The sequence below is a fragment of the Deefgea rivuli DSM 18356 genome (assembly GCF_000620145.1).
GTDB classification, from domain to species: domain Bacteria; phylum Pseudomonadota; class Gammaproteobacteria; order Burkholderiales; family Chitinibacteraceae; genus Deefgea; species Deefgea rivuli.
In genome coordinates this window covers 179,302-200,092 of sequence record NZ_JHVM01000003.1, presented here as the reverse complement: position 1 = coordinate 200,092, position 20,791 = coordinate 179,302, and the positions used below count along the sequence as shown (strand labels likewise).

The window sequence follows — 20,791 nt, the reverse complement described above, 5'->3', positions numbered from 1 at the left end:
GACTCTGCATTAATCAAGTTGCGCCAATTCTACCTTGTTGAGTAAGGCTAGTTGCTGTTTTATGCTGTGCGCGAAGGGCTTAAATTGCGCCATTTGCGTTGCATCCAGCTGCTTGGCATTGGGTAATTTAAGCGCCAATGGATTGACTTGCTTGCCGTTGACTTTGAATTCGTAGTGCAAATGCGGGCCTGTGGCGCGCCCCGTTTGGCCGACTGCGCCCAGAATGTCACCTTGCTTGACGACTTGGCCGACTTTTAAATTCTTGGCGTGCGCGGACAAATGCCCATACAAGGTGCTGTATTGATCGCCATGCTGCACTTCGACAAATTTGCCGTAGCCGCCATCTTGCGCGACACGCGTTACGACGCCATCGGCGGTATTGAGCACATCAGTGCCCGTTGGCGCGGCATAATCAATGCCTTTATGCGATTTCCACGTAAACAACACGGGATGAAAGCGCATCGAAAACCCTGAGCTAATTCGCGAGAATTTTACGGGCGCAGACAAAAAGCTTTGCGCGCTGCTATTACCGTCGCCATCGTAATAAGCGCCCGCGACGCCCGGCGTTTCAAACCAGATCACTTCATGCGTTTTGCCATTGTTGATAAATTGTGCCGCCAAAATGCGGCCAGTGCGTAGCAGTTCGCCGTTGCTGCGCTCTGTTTCATAGACAATCGAAAACTGGTCACCTTTTTGTAAATCATGGTGAAAGTCGACCTTGCCTTCAAACGCATCAATCAATTGCTGCGCCACCGCGTCGGGCAAGCCAATCGCATCGGTGGCCGCATAAAACGACGACTGAATCACGCCAGTTTTATATTCGGTTTTTTTCTCCGCGACGGCAGGCGCGATCTGCGTGCTTAATTCATCGCCAGTACGCTGAATCTGGATTAGCTCACCGGCTTTATTGAGGTAACTCATTTGCAGCAAACGTCCCTCAGGCGTGGTTTGCGCACGAATCGAGCGCCCAGCAGAGAGCTCATACAAGGCACGCGCGGCGGGATCGCTACGAACAAATTCCCATGCTTGCAAATCGTTGATGGCCAATTTACTGAAAATCTTACCTAAACCATCACCCGTTTGGATGGTTTCTTCGCGCCAAAATGGTGTATCGCTTGGTGTGCTGACTAATTCGGGCGTCGATAATTGCTGTGTGACTTTGGCAATCACCACGCTTTCGCTGGGGCCATATTCAACGACACCATAGGCCGTCATCGTGAGGCTAACAGGGACAAATACAGCGGCGGCCAGCCATGTAAGGTGGCGTTTTTGCCAAGATGCATTGTCGGAGCTTGAGGTGTTTCCACGCCCTTGCGCGGGGGTTTGCGGTAAAATCCATTTCATAAGTCAAGTTTCCGTAAAGCGGCAAGGCTAAGAGGCAAAAGAACGCTGAGAGTTCAATGGCCCAACGACCCTCTAGGGGCTGTTGATATTTGGGTTTCGCAACTGCAAATCTGTATTGAAAAAATCACTATGTAGCGACTAGCTTACAAACAGCTCGCCACTTTAGCATCAAATGAATTTTTTTCACGACGGTAGGCGACGAGTGTAAATAGTTACTACGGATTAATTTTGCATCAAAGATGATGTATTGCCTTGTAAGCCTTTTTAGCCCTGAGGCAGAAGCAAATACCTTAATAAATAGCCCGTTTGTAAAAGTTTGATTGCAGCCTGTACGTCGTCAGTTTCAGCTGTACGGCGAGGCGGATGTGCAAAATTTTACCTGAATACGATCAATCAATAGGAAGTACGATGAACGCCATTCCCGAAATTCGCGACGGACAATCGCATGAGCTATTAAAAGCGCTGCATATCCTGACTCGCGATGGCAAACTCAATCAAGATAGCCGCCGTAAACTCAAACAGGTTTACCACCTATTTAACTTTATTGAACCGCTCTTAAAATCAACGCTGGCCGATCACGAGCACGTGACCTTGGTCGACCATGGCGCGGGCAAGTCCTATCTGGGTTTTATTATTTACGACCTGTTTTTTAAAGATAAAAAAGCCGGGCATATTTACGGCACCGAATTTCGCTCGGAACTGGTACAAAAATCGCGTGAATTGGCGACTTTGTGTGGCTTTGAACGTATGACTTTCTTGGATATGTTGGTTGAACAAGCCGCTGCCGCCAAAGAAATGCCCGCGCAAATCGACATCGTCACCGCGCTGCACGCCTGCGACACGGCGACGGATGATGCGATTAAATTTGGCCTAGAAAAAAATGCGCGCCACATGGTGCTGGTGCCTTGCTGTCAGGCCGAAGTCGCCAGCGTGCTGCGCAAACACAAAAGTAAATCCTTAGCGAAAACGCCGTTGGCCGAAATGTGGCGCCACCCGATTCATACCCGCGAATTTGGTAGCCAACTCACCAATGTACTGCGCTGCCTGCAATTGCAAGCCAATGGCTACCAAGTGACGGTAACCGAATTGGTCGGCTGGGAGCATTCGATGAAAAACGAGCTGATTATTGCCAGCCAAAGCAAAGACGCCCCGCGCAAACAAGCTCGCGAAAAAATCGCGCAGATTTTAGAAGAAACCAATCTGGGCGATATGGCAGGGCGATTTTTGTATTGAGCAATCGTCGGGTGTGAAACGCGACGCGTTGCTCACGAGAATAACGAACGGCCAACATAGGCGCGATATGCTGGAATTACTCCAATTTTTATACGTCCAGCGCATTCAAGGTTTTGCGGTGCCGAGTGCGCCGCATTTTGATAGTGATGCAACGAGCCTCTGGTTTGAGCAAAAACTACAGGCATCACAAAATTACTTGGAGTTCGGTTCGGGCGGTTCGACGTATTTGGCCGCTAAACTCAATAAACCGTTTGTGTGTATCGATTCGGATCGGTTTTTCCTGCGCGCGGTGAAGCAAAAAATCACCACGGATGGCTTGTTTAATCCAGTAACGCAATGTTATTTGCAGCGCAATATCGGCTTTACGCGCGAATGGAGTCAGCCGGTAATTTGGGCTTCACTAAGTCAAAGTCGCCAAACAAAATTTAGGCGTTACTCCGATTTTCCCGCTGAATTATTCCAAAACAATCACACGCCCGATTTGATCTTGATCGATGGCCGCTTTCGTGTCGCCTGCGCACTCAAGGTGATTCGGGCTTTGCACGCGCAGTCGGGCTGGACATTGGTTGTTGATGATTACGTTGGTCGCGCTGAATATATGGTAATTACGCAGTTCGCGCGTTTGGACGGTTATGTGGGCAGAATGGCGGTGTTTAGCGCGGCACTGGCGTGGACGGACGGCGAAATTGATCGGGCGATTGAAGAATATGAAATGGATTTTAGGTAAAGTAAGGGCGTCTTTAAAAGAACGCCCTTATTTGTGCGTGTCAATACAGCATTAATAAATGCAGTGCCTGCAAGTAGGGTGAATAAGCGAAGCGCATTCCACCAATTCGCACGGAAAATCAAAACCTGCACACATTACTTGGTTGCAATACCTCTAAAGAAAGATTTAATTTTAGTAGTATTAAGCCACCAAAGCATAAGCAAGCCAAAGGCAGCTTCAAACATGATGAGGATTGAGCCCGCCAAGCTCGCAGAGCCAATAAAAAGGATATTAATTAACGAAAGTGACGCGCCTAGCAGAACAAGAGTGCGCGCCCAATTTTTACCGTTCCAATAAAACCAGAGGACAACATAAGTGCATGCAATGATTATTCCAAATATGATTGCCTGTTCGTAAATTGAACCCACTGCGGGGTCAATGAATACGAAACCACCCATATTCATTACACACATGGCTAGTGTCGTTTCTCGAAGATATTTCGGCTTCATTTGTAATTCCTAACTATTAAGCAGGATTCAACGGGTATTGCCATGTGGCCTTTATTAAGCAATATCTGCATGGCAATACCTACACAATTACTTCCAAACCACCAGCGCATGGTTTTTCTTGCCACGGCGCAATAGCGTGTAGCGGCCGAATTTGTAGTCAGCTTCTGTGATCGTCGCCGTCAAGTCTATGATTTTCGCGCCATTCACAATCGCTGCGCCACTTTCGATAAAGCCACGCGCTTGGCTTTTTGATGTCGCCAATTCAGTCGCCGCCAACACATCGATCAAACCATTCGCGTCGCGCGCTAATTCGAATGTCGGCAAACCATCGAGCGCAAGTTGCTCAAAGTCCAGTTCGGTCAAAGCATTCTGATCTTCGGCAAACAGAGATTGGCTAATCCGTTCCGCAGCGATAACCGCGTCTTTGCCGTGCACCAGCTCAGTGACTTGTTCCGCTAAAATGCGCTGCGCTTCTGGTTTTTTGCCTGAAGCAAGATCGGTGGCTTCAATGGCTGCAATTTCGGCAACGCTAAGGAAAGTGAAGTAGCGCAAGAATTGGTACACGTCCGCGTCGGCGCTCGATAGCCAAAATTGGTAAAACTTATACGGCGAAGTCTTTTTGCGATCTAGCCAGATTGTGCCCGATTCGGTTTTGCCAAATTTCGTGCCATCGGCTTTGGTCACCAAAGGCAGCGTTAAGCCATGTACCGATTGTTGGCGCATGCGACGCGTTAAATCCGTGCCTGCGGTGATATTGCCCCATTGATCCGAGCCGCCGATTTGTAACTGGCAACCGTATTGTGCATTTAGCTCAACAAAATCATAGCCTTGCAGCAGACTGTAGGTGAATTCGGTGAAGGAAATGCCGTCGCCATCGCGGTTAATTCGCTGCTTCACTGACTCTTTGTTGATCATATTATTGACGGAAAAGTGCTTGCCAATGTCGCGCAAGAAAGTCAGTACGTCCATTTTGCCGAACCAGTCATGATTGTTCACCATGATCGCGGCATTGTCGCCGTCAAAGCTCAAGAAAGGCTCTACTTGGGTGCGGATTTTTCCGACCCAGCCTTCAATCACATCCAGCGTATTGAGCTTGCGCTCGGCCGCTTTAAACGATGGATCGCCAATCATGCCGGTAGCGCCGCCGACCAAGGCAATCGGTTTGTGGCCCGCTTGCTGGAAACGTTTAAGTACCAAGAGCGGCACCAAACTACCGATGTGCAAGCTGTCCGCAGTCGGATCAAAGCCGCAATACAAGGTAATCGCTTGCTCGGATAAGAGTTTTTCCAGCGCAACAGCATCCGTCTGCTGCGCGATCAAGCCGCGTTGTTCTAGGTCGGCCAATAAATTAAAAGTACTCATTTTTTATCTCTCAAATCAAAAACTAAAACACTTGATCACGAAAGGCACGAACGCAAAGGCAAAAAACACTAAAGAAAACCTTAGTCGTATTTTTAAACACGGAAGAGTTTTCTTTCATTTTTGAATTATTTTCGTGTTTTTCGTGATCCAATTATTTTTAGGTATTGGCTTGTAGTCATTATTAGTAATGACGTCTAGCTCAATACTCCTAGATCCAATCGTAGCGCTCGATCACAACGGGCGGCGAGGTCGGTGTCGTGGGTGACGATGACAAAACCAGTACCGCTACCCCTTGCTAATTCCAGCATCAAATCAAACACCACCGCCGCATTTGTGCGATCCAAATTGCCCGTTGGCTCATCGGCCAAAACGCAAGCTGGGCTGGTCACCAAGGCGCGTGCAATCGCAGCGCGTTGGCGCTCGCCGCCGGACAATTCACCGGGCTTGTGATGGCTGCGCGACGCGAGGCCGACTTTGGCTAGCATTGCTTCCGCTTGCGCCAAGGCATCGGCCTTTTTCATGCGCCGAATCAACAGCGGCATCGCGACATTTTCTGCCGCGGTAAATTCGGGTAGCAAATGGTGAAACTGATACACAAAACCTAAGTGCTGATTACGCAATTCACCGCGCGCTTGCTCGTTTAAATCAAACGGATTTTTGCCCAGCAAATTGACCGTACCAGAACTCGGCGTATCCAGTGCGCCAAGGCAGTGGAGTAGGGTGGACTTACCCGAACCCGATGCACCGACAATCGCGACGATTTCGCCCGCTTTGAGTTCAAAATCCACCCCAGTCAGCACAGGGGTAGAGAGCTTGCCCGAAATATACGTTTTACCCACTTGCTGAGCAGATATTATCACTTTACTCATAGCGCAAAGCCTCCGCAGGATTGACCTTCGAGGCGCGCCAGCTTGGATAAAGTGTGGCCAGTAGCGCGAGTAATAAAGAAATCACGCCGATGCTGATGACATCATTCGGGATGATTTTTGATGGTAATTCAGTAATCAAGTAGACGTCCGCTGATAAAATTTGTGCGCCGATCACACGCTCAATAAAGGGCACAATCGTACCAATATTCGCCGCGACCAACACGCCGCCAATGACACCGGCTGCGGTGCCGATAAAGCCGGAAATCGCACCGTTAACGAGGAAAATCTTCATAATCGAACGGGGCGACGCACCTAAGGTGCGCAAAATGGCGATATCGGCTTGCTTGTCGGTCACAAGCATTACCAAAGTCGAAACCAGATTAAAAGCCGCCACAGCGACAATCAGCGTCAAAATAATAAACATCATGCGTTTTTCGATTTCAACGGCACGGAAATACGTTGGATTTTCTTGGCTCCAGTCGGCAACAATCAAATCTGGCAAAGTGCGGTTAATTTCTCGCGCCACTTCGCGCGCTTTAAATAAATTGTCGATTTTAAGCCGCACGCCAGTCACTGCATCGCCAGTACGAAATAGTTTTTGTGCGTCAGTCAGATTGATGAGTGCCAAATTGGCGTCGTAAGGGTAGTAATCGGCCTTAAAAATGCCGCCAACGGTAAATTGCCGCAGCCGTGGGATTAGCCCTGCTGGTGTCACTTGACCTTGTGGCGTAATCAGCGTGACTTTATCGCCCAAGGTGACGCCCAACTCTTGCGCTAAAGCCCAGCCCAATACCACCGAAAACTCACCACTGCGTAAAGCATCGAGTTGACCGGCGACTATTTTATCGGCTAATTCGCTGACTTTAGGTTCTAGCGCCGGATCAATGCCGCGCACCATTACGCCTTTGACTTGGCTGCCGTTAGTAAATAAGCCTTGCCCCAGTACATACGGCGCTGCGCCGCGTACGTGCGGATTTGCCGCGCTGGTTTGCGCTGCCGAAGTCCAGTTAACTAATGTGTTATCAGGGCTGGTTACAGTAATGTGCGAAGCCATCCCTAAAATGCGATTGCGCACTTCCTCTTGAAAGCCATTCATGACGGATAGCACAATAATCAATGCGGCAACGCCCAGCGCGATGCCTAAAATTGACACCAGCGAAATAAAAGAAATGAAGCCATTGCGGCGCTTGGCGCGAGTGTAGCGAAGGCCGATTAATAATTCATACATGCAAAATCCACTCTGATTTGTATGGGGCTGAAGTTTACCACGGCAGACGCGTATCATCCGACGTCAAAAAGCCCGCTATTGCGGGCTTTTTGGATTTAAGTGCTAGCTAAAAAACTTTATGGTGCGACAAGGATGCAAGAAAGCTTTTGCTGACTACCCCTTATTTTGCTGGTTTCGCTTCAGCTATCACACCATAAGTTTCATGGTAAGGGCGGCCATAGTAGCTATCGAGCAAGACTTGTTTCAATTCGCTAATGAGCGGGAAGCGTGGATTTGCACCCGTGCATTGGTCGTCAAACGCTTCTTCGGCAACACGATCCAATTTCGCCAAGAAGTCAGCTTCATTTACGCCCGCGTCTTTAATCGACATTGGAATATTGAGTACTTGTTTGAGTTCATCCACCCAAGCAATCAAGCTTTCCACTTTCTGATCGTCGTTTTTACCTGCTAGGCCCAAATGTTCGGCAATGTCAGCATAACGGCATTTTGCTTGCGGACGGTCGTATTGGCTAAATGCAGTTTGTTTGGTTGGAATGTCCACCGCGTTATAGCGAATCACGTTGCTAATCAACAAGGCATTGGCTAAGCCATGTGCCAAGTGGAATTCGGCACCAATTTTATGCGCCATCGAGTGACAAACGCCCAAGAAAGCATTGGCAAACGACATGCCGGCAATCGTTGCTGCATTGTGAACTTGTTCGCGTGCTTTTGGATCGTTTGCACCGTTGGTGTAAGACGATGGCAGATATTGCTTGAGTAATTTAAGCGCTTGCAAAGCATGCGGATCAGAGAACTCATTCGCCAAGACAGAAACGTAGGCTTCGAGTGCGTGGGTTACCGCATCGATACCGCCGAAAGCCGTTAGCGTTTTTGGCATATTCATTACCAAATTCGAATCAATAATCGCCATATTCGGCGTGAGTTCATAATCGGCGATTGGGTATTTCATGCCAGTCACTTCATCGGTCACCACGGCAAATGGCGTTACTTCTGAGCCAGTGCCTGATGTCGTTGGAATGGCAATCAGTTCCGCTTTAATGCCCATTTTCGGGAAGGTATAAATACGTTTACGGATATCCATAAAGCGCAGCGCCAAATCTTCAAAGTGCACTTCAGGATGTTCGTACATGACCCACATGATTTTTGCTGCGTCCATTGGCGAGCCGCCACCGAGCGCAATAATCACATCCGGTTTGAAACTATTGAGCATTGCCACGCCTTTGCGCACCACTGCCAAAGTCGGATCAGCTTCTACTTCGTGGAAAACTTCGACCTCTAAACCTTGTTGCTTCAAAACACGAATTGTTTCATCGCACATACCGTTATTAAACAAGAAACGGTCAGTCACAATCGCGGCGCGTTTTTTGCCGGCCATTTCTTTAAGTGCAATCGACAAGCTGCCGCGCCGGAAGTAAATGCTTTTGGGGAGTTTATGCCACAACATATTTTCAGCTCGCTTCGCAACGGTTTTTTTGTTGAGTAAATGTTTCGGGCCCACGTTTTCCGAAATCGAATTACCACCCCAAGAGCCGCAACCTAATGTGAGCGACGGGGCGAGTTTGAAGTTGTATAGGTCACCAATCCCACCTTGCGACGCAGGCGTGTTGATCAGAATACGCGCTGTTTTCATTTTGTCGCCGAAGTAAGCAATGCGCTCGCCTTGTAAATCTTGGTCGGTATACAGTCCTGAAGTGTGACCAATCCCGCCAAGAGCAACTAAAGCCTCAGCCTTAGTTACCGCATCAAAGAAGTCTTTAGCGCGATACATGGCTAGAGTAGGGGAGAGCTTCTCGTGGGCAAATTCCTCTTCTTCACCCACTGAAGTCACTTCGCCGATCAATACCTTGGTGTAGATAGGTACTTTAATGCCTGCCATATCGGCGATTTTGAGTGCTGATTGACCGACAATGGCTGCGTTCAAGCCGCCGTTCACCAAAATTACTTTACGTACGGCTTCGGTTTCTTTTTTATTGAGGATGTAGCCGCCGTTGGCGTTAAAGCGCTCTTTGACTTGCTCATAAATGCTGTCGACCACAATAACGGATTGTTCAGATGCACAGACCACGCCGTTATCAAACGTTTTTGACATCAAAATAGAAGCCACGGCACGTTTAATGTCCGCTGTTTCATCAATGACAACCGGGGTATTGCCTGCACCAACGCCAATGGCAGGCTTGCCAGAGCTATACGCCGCCTTAACCATGCCTGGACCACCCGTCGCCAAAATCAAATTAAGGTCTGGATGTTTCATTAGGTGGTTCGATAGTTCAACCGTTGGTTCATCAATCCAGCCGATGATATCGCGCGGCGCACCAGCGGCAACGGCAGCTTCAAGCACTAAGCGCGCTGCGGCGCAGGTTGAGTTTTTGGCGCGAGGATGTGGGCTAAAGATAATGCCGTTGCGGGTTTTAAGCGAAATCAATGCTTTAAAAATTGCAGTTGATGTCGGATTGGTCGTTGGCACAATGCCGCAAATAATCCCGATCGGCTCGGCAATAATCATGGTGCCAAACGCATCATCAGTCGACAAAATGCCGCAGGTTTTTTCGTCTTTGTAGGCGTTGTAGATATATTCAGAGGCAAAGTGATTTTTGATAACCTTGTCTTCAACAATCCCCATGCCCGTTTCAGCGACGGCCATTTTAGAAAGTGGTAATCGTGCGTCGGCTGCAGCCAGTGCAGCAACACGGAAAATCTCATCCACTTGTTCTTGCGAGTAACTGGCAAAAAGTTGCTGCGCCTTTTTGACACGAGCGACGAGTGCGTCAAGTTCTTGTACGTTAGTTACAGTCATTGCAATCTCCTGAGATTTCACCAGTTGTTAGTATTGTGTTGATTATGCCATTAGAATTGTTGCTGATCTGTACAGTATTAACATCAGCACGAAGAAATTATTGAGCAATTCATTAAAGACAAATGCAAGTCACTTTGCCGTGCAATTGTCTCTTTATTTCTATTGCGTCAGCTTAAGGCTTGGGTGGTGGCGATAGTTTGATCTTTGTCATGTTTTTGGATTGTCCGTCATTAATGATCGCATAATGTACATTATGTAAAGTTAAGTGCGGGTTGTTTGTTGGGGATAACAGAAACGCTGGTAGAATCGCCCTCTTTCGACTGCGTCGATCATTAGTTCGTTTAAAGTGCCTCATGACAACAATCGATTTTTCTTCGTGCAATTTGCAACGCTATCCGATGAAGCATGCCAAAGATTTGCAGGCTTGGGATGCTGCGGACGAGTATTTGACTGAGTTCATTCAACCAGCAAGCAATGCCCTGCTGGTAAATGATGCGTTTGGTGCCTTGGCGTGTGCAAGTCTGGCTTGCGATTCGGTGGCGTTTCATATCAATGACTCGTGGTGCTCGCTCAGGGCTGTTGAACTCAATTCACGCGTGCAGCCCGTGTTGTATGCTGGGCAGTCGATTGATGTCGTTTTAGTGAAATTACCCAAGTCGTTATCCTTGCTGAGTGCTCAATTGCTGCAAATTGCCAATCAACTTGTGTATCCGGTGATGATTTATTTTTCTGGTATGCAAAAACACGTAAGTAGTGGCCATCTGGACCTGATTAAATCTTGTTGTGCTGAGGTGGAATATCTGCCGACGCAGCGTAAGGCGCGCATGTACAAAGCGTTGCTGCTGCCTCGCTCGGCTGGCAATGAGGTGCATTCGTTGCCGATGCCGGAGCTGCAGTTGACTTTGCAAAATGTGGCAGGTGTTTTTGCTGAGCAGAAATTTGATGTGGGTTCGCGATTTTTTATTGAAAATTTCAAGTTACTCCCCAGTGTTGCTAATGTTGCCGATGTGGGGTGTGGAAACGGATTGTTGTCGCTGGCTTATCATCAGCAGAACCCTGAGGCGAAGTTATTTTTGGTGGATGAATCTGCGGCAGCGGTCGAGTCTGCTCGCTTAAGTTTTGCGTTTAATTTTCCGGCATCGAATCCCGAAATTTTGCATGGCGACGGACTTGAGGGTGTTTCGCAAGTGTTTGATTTGATTTTGATTAACCCGCCCTTCCATCAACAAAATACGGTCACCACTGATGTTGCATTGAGCCTATTTGCTCAGGCGAAAAACTGTATGGGTAGTGCGAGTGAATTATGGGTGATTGCAAATCGGCATTTAAATTATCGGTCCGATTTGAAGCGTTGGTTTCGCAGGGTTGATATTGCGGCACAGAACGCTAAATTCATCATTATTAAAGCAATGTTGTAAGAATTCTTGTGTTTTTGGATCGCGCCTGCTGGTCTGGCGACTGATATTGAGCTTGTCGAAACGCCTTGCTTACTAGATAATAAAACGCCAATAATTTGCGACTTGTCACGTTATGAAGCACCCCTGTGATCAGCACACACTGGAATTGCCTGAAATGCCGATGCTTAAAAAGCGCGGAAGACCGGCAATTAATGGCAAAGCAATGAGCGCAGCCGAGCGCAAACGCCGTTCGCGCTCATTACAGGTTGGCCGCGCCACTCGTGATCATCGGCAGCGTTTACCTAAAGCTTTATCGGTTGAAATTGATGCGAGCCTGCATCAAAAACTGAAGCGCTATTGTGAAGCAAATGGCAAAACGCAAATTGAAGCATTAGAGCAATTAATTCAGACTTTGCCAGATTAATCTGTTTTTTGATTTAGTCCCAGTAGTTGCGGGCAGGCCTGCTCGATTTGTTCCGGCAAATTTAGCGTGCGGATTTCTTTAAATAAAACATCTGCCTCTGGGTAGTGTTTACGCAGGTAGTTGAGCCATTGCTTCATGCGCCCTGCCTGATATTTTGGATAGCAATGAATTAGTACTTGCCGCCAGAAAGTGGCAAATAACGGTTGTAATTCATCCCAGCTCAGTGCCTGCCCTCGTTTTGCTTCTAGTGCCAAACCGGGGTTGGCAACAATTCCCCGCCCGAGCATGATGTCATCACAATTTGAAATGCGCTGGCAGCGCTTAAAGTCTTCAAGCGTCCAAATTTCGCCATTTGCAACGACGGGAATGGTGACATTTTCTTTGATGATCGCAATCCACTCCCAGTATGCGGGTGGTTTATAGCCGTCGGTTTTGGTGCGCGCATGCACGACCACTTCGGCTGCACCTGCACTGGCAATGGCTTGAGCACACTCGATGGCTTGCGAGGTATCTTCGTAGCCAAGCCGCATTTTGGCTGTTACAGGAATATACCCCGGCACAGCCTTTCGCACTGCGGTGATGATTTGATAAATCGTCTCGGGTTCTTTGAGTAAAACTGCACCACCACGATGGCGGTTGACCGTTTTTGCTGGGCAACCAAAATTTAGGTCGATGCCGTAAGGTTTTAGCTCTGCGAGTCGAGCCGCATTTTCGGCTAAGCGCATCGGGTCCGAGCCAAGTAGCTGCACACGAACAGGAACTCCGCTTGGGGTCTGGCTATTGTGATTGAGTTCGGGTGCGATGCGCTGAAAGGTGCGTTGAGGGAGGAGGCTCTCGCTAACTCGAACGAATTCAGTGACGCAAAGATCAATTCCTCCAGCTTGCGTCAATACATCGCGCAGGACGCAATCCAGTAAGCCTTCCATTGGGGCAAGCAAAATCCGCACAGTACGCTCGGCAATCTTATTTTATAATCCGCAATTGTAATCGACTGCTTGCGTTACGGCGAAACAATACCATGCTTGACAACAGAACGAACGTTCAATACGCTATCAAAATACTTTGATCTAGAGGTGCGTAATGGCCAACCCCAATCGTGATGCGGAATACCTTGGCAAGCTGCAAGACTATTACGCCGATTATCGCAATATTCCGTCGTACTCTGCCATTGGCGAGCTGTTAGGTATGGCGTCAAAATCGGCCGTGTCGGCGCTAGTGAAGCGTTTAACATTGGCGGGTTTTATTGAGGTGACGCCAGACAAACGGCTCGCGCCGACAAAACGCTTTTTTGAGCGCGAGTTGGCAGATTTTAATCTGCCCGCTGGCTTGCCGGCCGCGGCGAACGACGCAATGAGCGAAGCCATTTCACTCGATGAATTCCTGATGCCACACCCCTCTTCATCTGTTTTGGTGAAAATCAAAGGCGACTCAATGATGGATGCGGGTATTTTTGATGGCGATATCGCAGTCGTAGAAAAACGCCACGCGGCCTTGGTCGGAAACATTGTCGTTGCCGTTGTCGATAATGAATACACGCTCAAAGAGCTTGGCAAAGATAAGGCTGGTTATTTTTTAATTCCACATAATGCTGATTTTTCTATTATTCGCCCTGAGTCAAGTCTGGAGATTTTTGGCGTGATGGTTGGCTTGATTCGAAAATATCGTTAAGTTTGCTGTTATGAATTACTAGGCGGCTCACGGCTAAAGATAAACGGTACGATTTTTAAATATAAATTAGGAAATGCAGCAATGAGTGATGTTCTTCTTTCTCCTTTGGGTAAAACCAGCGATTACATCACAACGTACTCGCCTGCCCTGCTCTTTCCAATTGCACGAATGCAAAAGCGAAGTGAGATCGGCGTAACTGAGGCATTGCCATTTTTTGGTGTGGATATCTGGAATGGCTATGAATTGTCTTGGCTTAATGCCAAAGGCAAGCCACAGATTGCGATTGCCACTTTCCATATTCCTGCAAATAGCCCAAACATTATTGAATCGAAGTCATTTAAGCTGTATTTGAATAGTTTTAATCAAACGAAAATGGTGAGTTTTGAAAGTATGCTCGAAACCTTGCGAGTAGACATTTCTGCCAGCGTTGGCGCAGCAGTGCAAGTTAAGCTTACTGAACCTGCTTTATTTTCTCAATTTAAGATGGGTGAATTGACCGGCTACAATATTGATAATCTAGATATTGATGTTGATGTATATTCGCCGTGTGCGGATATTTTACGTTGCGACCCAAGTGATAGAACGATCAGCGAAACATTAACATCTGACTTATTAAAATCTAATTGCTTAGTTACGGGGCAGCCTGACTGGGCGAGCGTGCAGATTCAATACACCGGCACAACGATTAATCGCGAAAGTTTATTACGTTATTTGATTTCATTTCGCAATCATAATGAATTTCACGAGCAATGTGTCGAGCGAATTTTTGTAGATATTATGCGCGATTGCGCGCCACTCAAATTGGCGGTGTATGCCCGTTATACGCGGCGCGGCGGCTTGGATATTAATCCGTTCCGTACTAATTTTAATGCAGAGCAGCCCAGCAATGCACGAACGGCACGTCAATAGCGTTTAAGTAAAAACTTTCTTGAATCATCGCCTTGCTTTGTGTGTGCTGCCGCGACTTGCCATCTCCATCTCCTTATAAAACTTTGGCACTAATACTTTAGGATTCATCATGCTTGAAACGATTACTTTAGGTGGTGGCTGCTTTTGGTGTCTGGAAGCTGTTTTTCAGCGTGTTGTCGGAGTAAGTGACGTGACGTCTGGCTATATGGGAGGGTATGTCGATCAGCCCCTTTATAATCAAGTCTGCCAGGGCAATACGGGTCATGCCGAGGTGGTGCAGATTCAGTTCGATCCACATCAAATTACGCTAAACGATTTGCTCGATATTTTTTTCGTTATCCACAATCCAACGACACTCAACCAACAAGGTCATGATGTTGGTACGCAATATCGCTCAGCGATTTTTACGGAGTCGTCTGCTCACGCAGAGGTTGCGCGCGCGAAAATCGCTGCTTTGGCGGGAGATTACTCAGCACCTATCGTGACTGAACTCGCCACGGCGGCAATGTTTTGGCCTGCCGAGCTAGAACATCATGATTATTATCGCCAACATCCAAATCAGCCCTATTGCATGGCTGTCGTGGAGCCTAAACTGCAAAAATTCTTGCAGCATTTTGCAGAAAAAGCCAAGTGAGCTTAGTTTTTGTGGTTTCTTGCGTGGCACAGGCTGCGCGCAAAAGGCTATAATTGCCGTCTTTCCCCAATTCCCAAAGAGCCGCGCCATGTCGCCGCGACTAGAACTGCTTCAACCCTATCCGTTTCAGAAATTGCGTCAACTGTTCGCCAGAGTGAGGCCGAATCCAGAGCTAAACCCGATTAATTTATCCATTGGCGAGCCTAAGCATCCTGCTCCTGAGTTGGTGAAGGCCGCGCTGATGGCGAATATGGCGGGTCTATCAAGCTACCCTGCGACGCTGGGCTCAGCGGAATTACGACAAAGCATTAGTGACTGGGTCTCGCGCCGCTATGATTTGCCAGCGCTCAATATCGCAACTGAAATTTTACCTGTCAATGGCAGTCGTGAAGCTTTGTTTGCCTTTGCGCAAGCGGTCATTGACCCAACAGTAGATCGGCCTGTGGTGCTGTCACCCAATCCGTTCTATCAAATTTATGAAGGCGCAGCATTTTTAGCTGGCGCCGATCCGTGGTTTGTGAATTGCACCGCAGAAAATCGTTTCCAGCCCGACTGGGACAGTGTGCCGGCCGAGGTTTGGGCGCGCACGCAGTTGGTATTTGTGTGTTCTCCGGGCAATCCAACTGGTGCAGTAGCCACTTTAAGTGATTGGGAGCGCTTATTCGCACTATCAGATCAATATGGGTTTGTGATTGCATCGGATGAGTGTTATTCCGAAATCTACTTTGGCGATAATAAGCCACTGGGTGGTTTAGAAGCGGCCGCAAAATTGGGGCGCGACTACACCCGCCTAGTAATGTTTTCATCGTTATCAAAGCGCTCCAATGTGCCCGGTATGCGCTCCGGCTTTGTCGCTGGCGAAGCTAAGATCATTGAGAAGTTTCTGCTGTATCGCACCTATCACGGCTGCGCCATGAGCCCGATGGTGATGGCGGCAAGCGCTGTGGCATGGAATGATGAAACGCATGTCATCGACAACCGTCAGCGCTATGCGGAAAAATTTGCTGCGGTAACTTCTGTATTGCAAACAGTGCTTGATGTGAGCTTGCCCGATGCCGCATTTTATCTATGGGCCAAAGTGCCGATGGATGATGAAGCTTTTGCACTGGGTTTGTTTGCGCAGCAGCATGTGACCGTCCTGCCCGGCTCTTATTTAGCAAGGCCAGCGCACGGCATTAATCCTGGACTGGGTTACATCCGCATTGCTTTGGTCGCGCCATTGGAAGAGTGCGTCGCCGCCGCAGAACGCATTGTGCAATATTGCAAAACGCTTAATTAATGAACCTCATTCATCCGTAAAACTAAGGAAGCTGCAATCATGAGTAATTTACAAGCCATTATCGAAACCGCTTTTGAAAACCGTGCAGACATTACGCCAAGCAACGTTTCGGCTGATTTACGCGTTGCCGTCAACGAAGTGATTGCCGCTTTGGATGCAGGACAGTTGCGCGTTGCGGAAAAAATCAACGGCGACTGGTTTACGCACCAATGGATCAAAAAAGCAGTTTTGCTATCATTCCGCATTAACGACAATGTGGTGCTGGACGGCGGTTGTACACAATATTTTGACAAAGTGCCCAGCAAATTTGCCGATTACAGCGAAGAAGATTTCCGTGCTGGTGGTTTCCGTGTCGTACCGAATGCAATTGCACGTAAAGGTGCTTACATTGCCAAGAACGTCGTGCTGATGCCTTCGTACGTGAATATCGGCGCTTTTGTTGATGAAGGTACGATGGTTGACACTTGGGCGACTGTGGGTTCTTGCGCACAAATTGGTAAAAACGTACATTTGTCAGGCGGTGTCGGTATTGGTGGTGTTTTGGAGCCATTGCAAGCTGGCCCAACCATTATTGAAGACAATTGCTTTATCGGCGCGCGCTCGGAAGTGGTTGAGGGTGTGATTGTTGAAGAAGGCTCGGTGATTTCAATGGGCGTGTACATCGGCCAATCAACGCGCATTTATGATCGCGAAACCGGTGAAGTCACTTATGGACGCATTCCTGCTGGCTCGGTTGTGGTTTCGGGTAATTTGCCATCTGCTGATGGTAAATACAGCCTGTACTGCGCAGTGATTGTGAAAAAAGTAGATGCAAAAACGCGCTCGAAAGTAGGTATTAATGAATTATTGCGCGGCATTTAATTGACGCCGGGTATTGCTACGTAGGTCTTCTTGGTTAAGGCTTGCTTGGCAATACCCTTAGTAATAAAAAACCCAGTCGATTGACTGGGTTTTTTATTGGGAGAAGCAAATTGATTACAACACTACGTCACGCGACACGCCATAACGGCGCAAAATGCGGCGCAATTGATCTAGCGCTTCAATTTGAATTTGCCGCACTCGCTCGCGGGTTAAGCTGAGGTTCGCCGCCAAATCTTCCAAGGTACAGATCTCATAGCCATTTAAGCCATAGCGGCGCTCGATCACCATGCGTTGCTTGTCATTGAGTTGTTTGAGCCATTCTTTGACGTACTTTTCTACTTCAGCATTTTGCAAGATGGCTTCTGGACCATCGTGCTGATCATCGGGGATCGATTCGCCAATCGACAGCATTGGATCGATATCGAGTGGCGCATCGAGCGACGCGACGCGCTCATTGAGGCTCATAACGCGACGAACTTCTTCGACGTTTTTGCCCACCAAATGGGCAATGTCTTCAATCGCGGGTTCGTGCCCTAAACTGGCTTCTAAATGGCGCTGCGCGCGCAGATAGACGTTGAGTTCTTTGATGACATGAACTGGTAAGCGAATGGTGCGCGATTGATTCATGATGGCGCGCTCAATGCTCTGTCGAATCCACCAAGTGGCATAAGTCGAAAAGCGAAAGCCACGCTCAGGGTCAAATTTCTCCAGTGCATGCATCAGGCCGATATTGCCCTCTTCGATTAAATCGAGGAGCGTCATGCCACGGTTGATGTAATGCTTGGCGATATTCACAACCAACCTAAGGTTGTGCTCAATCATTTTTTGTCTGGCGGTAAAATCACCCTGCACAACACGTCGAGATAGAGCGCGCTCTTCATCGGGAGTCAATAATTTACTCTGGCCAATTTCATTCAAATAAATCTGCGTTACGTCTCCCGTACTTTCGGCGGTGTAACGATCTGAATCATCTTTAGCTTCCGTATCGGCCTCAACATCATCCGACTCGGCTTCAGCAAGTTCGTCCTCTTCTTCAACGAGGTCTTCTTCTAAAATATCGACTTGATCGCTCATGAGGTGTCTCTAGTTTAATTTTATATAGTTACTAGGATCAACCGGCTTACCAAACTTACGAAGCTCGAAGTGTAGCTTTACCTGGTCGCTATCGGTGTTGCCCATTTCAGCGATTTTCTCGCCTTTTTTTACGACATCATTTTCTTTGACGATCAGTTTGCTGTTATGTGCATAAGCCGATAAAAAACCATCGCTATGCTGAATAATAATCATTTTTCCGTAGCCCCTGAGTCCTGCTCCGGCGTAAACGACCTTACCACTCCCTGACGCAATAATAGATTGCCCCATTTGTCCTGCTATATCAATGCCCTTGCGCTCAACCGTAAACGAACTTACTACTTTACCTGCCGTTGGTGCACCCCAATTTGTTGCAGAGGTATTACTCTCAGTAGGGCTTGATGCCACTGTAACGCTTGTTTTATCAGTGTTTTCTACTTTAGGTGTTGCCGACGCAATGGCTGCCGGTTTTGTCAATACAGGTTTTTCTGGGGTCGAAATATTTTGTTGTTTTAGAACAACTTTTTCACCTTCGGCGAGTGCGGCAACTGAAGATGCGCCCTGTTCGGAGTAGCTTTCTTTCACTGCACGCGGGTATTTTTTGACCGTAGTGGGGGTTAATTCTTTGGCGTTTGTTACTGCTGTACTGCTGCCAACATCCTGTAAAGGACGAACTTCAACCCCTGAGTTGATTTGGCTATTCGGTGGCGTGAGACGTAAAACCTGTCCGATTTTGAGTCCATTCACATCCGTGATGCCATTCCATGCCGCCAAATCTTTGTAAGCAACACCATTGTCGAGTGCGATTCGATACAAGCCGTCACCTTTCTTGACGGTGTAGCTTTCTGCGGCGCTAACATTATTTGCAGTGCTAATAGTTTGTTGTGCGGGGGTGATTGCAGGGCTTGGGGTGGTAACTTGGCTGCGATCCACGATGGGTGCGGGTACATTGGGCGCGCTAGAGCACGCACACAGCGCCAAGGTCGATAATATGCAAAGACGAATGCTGCTCACGCAGATACTCCTAAAAGTCTTAAATTGGATCGCCAATCAGGCGATGCCAGGCAGTAAAGGAACGAACTTGACCTTCTCTAAACGAGTTTCAGTAAAACCATCGTCGACACGTTCAATCATTCGTAACTCTTGGTCGACATCACCCACCGGAAAGACCAGCCTGCCCCCCATCGCCAATTGATCCATCAGATTTTCCGGCACGATGGGCGCTGCTGCGGTAATGAGAATGGCATCAAACGGCGCTAGGTCAGGTAGGCCCCTGCTGCCGTCGGCGTGTCGTAGGCGTGCATTGTGAATTTCTAGTGAGCTCAAACGATCGCGTGTATTGCGCACCAAACCACCAACGCGCTCGATACTGTGAACTGTTTTAAATAGTTTGGACAATATACTGGTCTGGTAGCCACAACCAGTGCCAATTTCCAGTACATTGCGATGCTGTGGTACCGCAAAAACCAGCTCGGACATGCGCGCAACAATATAAGGCTGTGAGATTGTTTGCCCAAAACCAATCGGCAATGACAAATCATCATACGCCTTATGCGCTAAAGCCTCGTCGACAAAGGCATGGCGAGGCACCTGGCCCATTACAGCCAAAACCTTCTCGTCACAGATGCCCTGTGCCCGAAGTCGCTCAATCATGCGCGTGCGGGTGCGCACCGATGTCATGCCGCTGCCTTGCGCTAGCATGACGCGTTGGCTCCGTTAACCCATGTCGAGATAAATTCTAGTTGCTCATGCGCCGTTAAATCGACCGATAATGGTGTGATTGACACATAGCCATTGGCGATGGCGTCAAAGTCAGTGCCCGTGCTGGCATCGGCGACCTTGCCAATCGGACCGACCCACCAAATGGTATCGCCACGCGGATTTTCTGAGCGAATAACGGGCGCGGATTTGTGACGGCGGCCTAGACGCGTGACTTTAGTGCCGGATAAGGATTCGTATGGCACATCAGGTACATTCACATTCAGCAATACAGCGCCGCGAAATGGTTCTTGCATAAAACGCTTTACTAAATCCGCTGCAACACGAGCCGCAGTTTCAAAATGAACGGGATTGTGTGACGCCAATGAAATTGCAATCGCGGGAATGCCTAGCAGAAAGCCTTCCGTTGCAGCGGCGACCGTACCAGAATAAATCGTATCATCTCCCATATTGGCGCCATGGTTAATGCCAGAGACGACCATATCGGGGCGCTCGCTCATTAAGCCTGTGGCGGCCAAATGAATGCAGTCGGTCGGCGTGCCGTTAACATAATGAAACCCCGAGGCGGCTTGACGTACGGAAAGTGGCCGATCCAAGGTGAGTGAATTGCTTGCACCGCTGCGATCTCGCTCTGGAGCACACACAAACGTGTCGCCCAGATCGCCCAAAGCCATTGCAAGTGCTGCAATTCCGGGTGAAAAATAGCCATCATCATTGCTAACTAAAAAACGCATAAGCACTCCCTTAAGTGGTCTATTCTAACCGCTTGCCGTCACGGCGCAAA

Annotated in this window: 20 protein-coding genes; 9 read left to right on the top strand and 11 right to left on the bottom strand. The window is 48.3% G+C overall.

The window, feature by feature from the left end:
• Positions 1 to 9 precede the first annotated feature (9 nt).
• On the bottom strand, positions 10 to 1,344 hold the full coding sequence (locus Q320_RS17915) for a M23 family metallopeptidase (protein WP_051534355.1): 1,335 nt from the start codon (positions 1,342 to 1,344) through the stop codon (positions 10 to 12).
• 408 nt (positions 1,345 to 1,752) lie between these two features.
• Between Q320_RS17915 and Q320_RS0100950 the strand changes: the two genes are divergently transcribed.
• Positions 1,753 to 2,577 (top strand): class I SAM-dependent methyltransferase, encoded by an 825-nt coding sequence (locus Q320_RS0100950; protein ID WP_027467442.1) that lies wholly within the window; start codon positions 1,753 to 1,755, stop codon positions 2,575 to 2,577.
• 67 nt (positions 2,578 to 2,644) lie between these two features.
• A complete protein-coding gene (locus tag Q320_RS0100945) occupies positions 2,645 to 3,304 on the top strand; it encodes a hypothetical protein (RefSeq protein WP_027467441.1) in 660 nt (219 codons plus the stop codon).
• Positions 3,305 to 3,438: 134 nt separating this feature from the next.
• On the opposite strand, the gene Q320_RS0100940 is transcribed toward Q320_RS0100945, so the two are convergent.
• From Q320_RS0100940 to adhE, 5 genes are all read right to left on the bottom strand, one after another.
• Complete coding sequence (locus Q320_RS0100940) at positions 3,439 to 3,792, bottom strand: hypothetical protein (protein ID WP_027467440.1); 354 nt, start codon at positions 3,790 to 3,792, stop codon at positions 3,439 to 3,441.
• Between the two features lie 87 nt (positions 3,793 to 3,879).
• A complete protein-coding gene (tyrS, locus tag Q320_RS0100935) occupies positions 3,880 to 5,154 on the bottom strand; it encodes a tyrosine--tRNA ligase (RefSeq protein WP_027467439.1) in 1,275 nt (424 codons plus the stop codon).
• A gap of 194 nt (positions 5,155 to 5,348) precedes the next feature.
• Positions 5,349 to 6,023, bottom strand: a complete 675-nt coding sequence (gene lolD, locus Q320_RS0100930; RefSeq protein WP_027467438.1) for a lipoprotein-releasing ABC transporter ATP-binding protein LolD — start codon at positions 6,021 to 6,023, stop codon at positions 5,349 to 5,351.
• Positions 6,016 to 7,251, bottom strand: a complete 1,236-nt coding sequence (locus tag Q320_RS0100925) for a lipoprotein-releasing ABC transporter permease subunit (protein ID WP_027467437.1) — start codon at positions 7,249 to 7,251, stop codon at positions 6,016 to 6,018. Before Q320_RS0100925 ends, lolD begins: the two co-directional genes overlap by 8 nt.
• Positions 7,252 to 7,411: 160 nt before the next feature.
• Positions 7,412 to 10,045 carry a bifunctional acetaldehyde-CoA/alcohol dehydrogenase gene (gene adhE, locus Q320_RS0100920; RefSeq protein ID WP_027467436.1) on the bottom strand — a complete coding sequence of 878 codons (2,634 nt, stop codon included), beginning with the start codon at positions 10,043 to 10,045 and terminating at the stop codon, positions 7,412 to 7,414.
• A gap of 272 nt (positions 10,046 to 10,317) precedes the next feature.
• Here adhE and Q320_RS20490 point away from each other — a divergent pair, with 272 nt between their 5' ends.
• Together Q320_RS20490 and Q320_RS0100910 are read left to right on the top strand one after the other, a co-directional pair.
• Positions 10,318 to 11,463, top strand: a complete 1,146-nt coding sequence (locus Q320_RS20490) for a class I SAM-dependent methyltransferase (protein ID WP_156938944.1) — start codon at positions 10,318 to 10,320, stop codon at positions 11,461 to 11,463.
• A 154-nt stretch (positions 11,464 to 11,617) separates the two neighbouring features.
• On the top strand, positions 11,618 to 11,866 hold the full coding sequence (locus Q320_RS0100910) for a RepB family protein (protein WP_169734414.1): 249 nt from the start codon (positions 11,618 to 11,620) through the stop codon (positions 11,864 to 11,866).
• On the opposite strand, the gene Q320_RS17905 is transcribed toward Q320_RS0100910, so the two are convergent.
• Positions 11,863 to 12,792, bottom strand: a complete 930-nt coding sequence (locus tag Q320_RS17905; RefSeq protein ID WP_051534353.1) for a tRNA dihydrouridine synthase — start codon at positions 12,790 to 12,792, stop codon at positions 11,863 to 11,865. The genes Q320_RS0100910 and Q320_RS17905 overlap by 4 nt on opposite strands.
• A 154-nt stretch (positions 12,793 to 12,946) precedes the next feature.
• On the opposite strand from Q320_RS17905, the gene Q320_RS0100900 reads away from it, so the two are divergent.
• The 5 genes from Q320_RS0100900 to dapD all read left to right on the top strand — a co-directional run bounded on the left by Q320_RS0100900 (position 12,947) and on the right by dapD (position 17,217).
• On the top strand, positions 12,947 to 13,534 hold the full coding sequence (locus Q320_RS0100900) for a LexA family protein (RefSeq protein ID WP_027467434.1): 588 nt from the start codon (positions 12,947 to 12,949) through the stop codon (positions 13,532 to 13,534).
• A gap of 81 nt (positions 13,535 to 13,615) precedes the next feature.
• Positions 13,616 to 14,443 carry an NADPH-dependent 7-cyano-7-deazaguanine reductase QueF gene (gene queF / locus Q320_RS0100895; protein ID WP_027467433.1) on the top strand — a complete coding sequence of 276 codons (828 nt, stop codon included), beginning with the start codon at positions 13,616 to 13,618 and terminating at the stop codon, positions 14,441 to 14,443.
• A gap of 109 nt (positions 14,444 to 14,552) precedes the next feature.
• Positions 14,553 to 15,077, top strand: a complete 525-nt coding sequence (gene msrA / locus Q320_RS0100890) for a peptide-methionine (S)-S-oxide reductase MsrA (RefSeq protein ID WP_027467432.1) — start codon at positions 14,553 to 14,555, stop codon at positions 15,075 to 15,077.
• Positions 15,078 to 15,165: 88 nt separating this feature from the next.
• A complete protein-coding gene (gene dapC, locus Q320_RS0100885) occupies positions 15,166 to 16,356 on the top strand; it encodes a succinyldiaminopimelate transaminase (protein ID WP_027467431.1) in 1,191 nt (396 codons plus the stop codon).
• A 39-nt stretch (positions 16,357 to 16,395) separates the two neighbouring features.
• Positions 16,396 to 17,217 carry a 2,3,4,5-tetrahydropyridine-2,6-dicarboxylate N-succinyltransferase gene (dapD, locus tag Q320_RS0100880; protein WP_027467430.1) on the top strand — a complete coding sequence of 274 codons (822 nt, stop codon included), beginning with the start codon at positions 16,396 to 16,398 and terminating at the stop codon, positions 17,215 to 17,217.
• A 114-nt stretch (positions 17,218 to 17,331) separates the two neighbouring features.
• Here the strand turns inward: dapD and rpoS are convergent, their stop codons facing one another.
• From rpoS to surE, 4 genes are read right to left on the bottom strand one after another with little or no spacing between them, the layout of a single operon-like run.
• On the bottom strand, positions 17,332 to 18,291 hold the full coding sequence (gene rpoS / locus Q320_RS0100875) for an RNA polymerase sigma factor RpoS (RefSeq protein ID WP_027467429.1): 960 nt from the start codon (positions 18,289 to 18,291) through the stop codon (positions 17,332 to 17,334).
• Between the two features lie 9 nt (positions 18,292 to 18,300).
• A complete protein-coding gene (locus Q320_RS0100870; protein ID WP_035851604.1) occupies positions 18,301 to 19,302 on the bottom strand; it encodes a peptidoglycan DD-metalloendopeptidase family protein in 1,002 nt (333 codons plus the stop codon).
• 36 nt (positions 19,303 to 19,338) lie between these two features.
• On the bottom strand, positions 19,339 to 19,989 hold the full coding sequence (locus Q320_RS0100865; protein WP_035851602.1) for a protein-L-isoaspartate(D-aspartate) O-methyltransferase: 651 nt from the start codon (positions 19,987 to 19,989) through the stop codon (positions 19,339 to 19,341).
• Positions 19,983 to 20,741: a 5'/3'-nucleotidase SurE gene (gene surE, locus Q320_RS0100860; protein WP_027467426.1), complete on the bottom strand. Its 759-nt coding sequence runs from the start codon at positions 20,739 to 20,741 to the stop codon at positions 19,983 to 19,985. Before surE ends, Q320_RS0100865 begins: the two co-directional genes overlap by 7 nt.
• Positions 20,742 to 20,791: the final 50 nt, after the last annotated feature.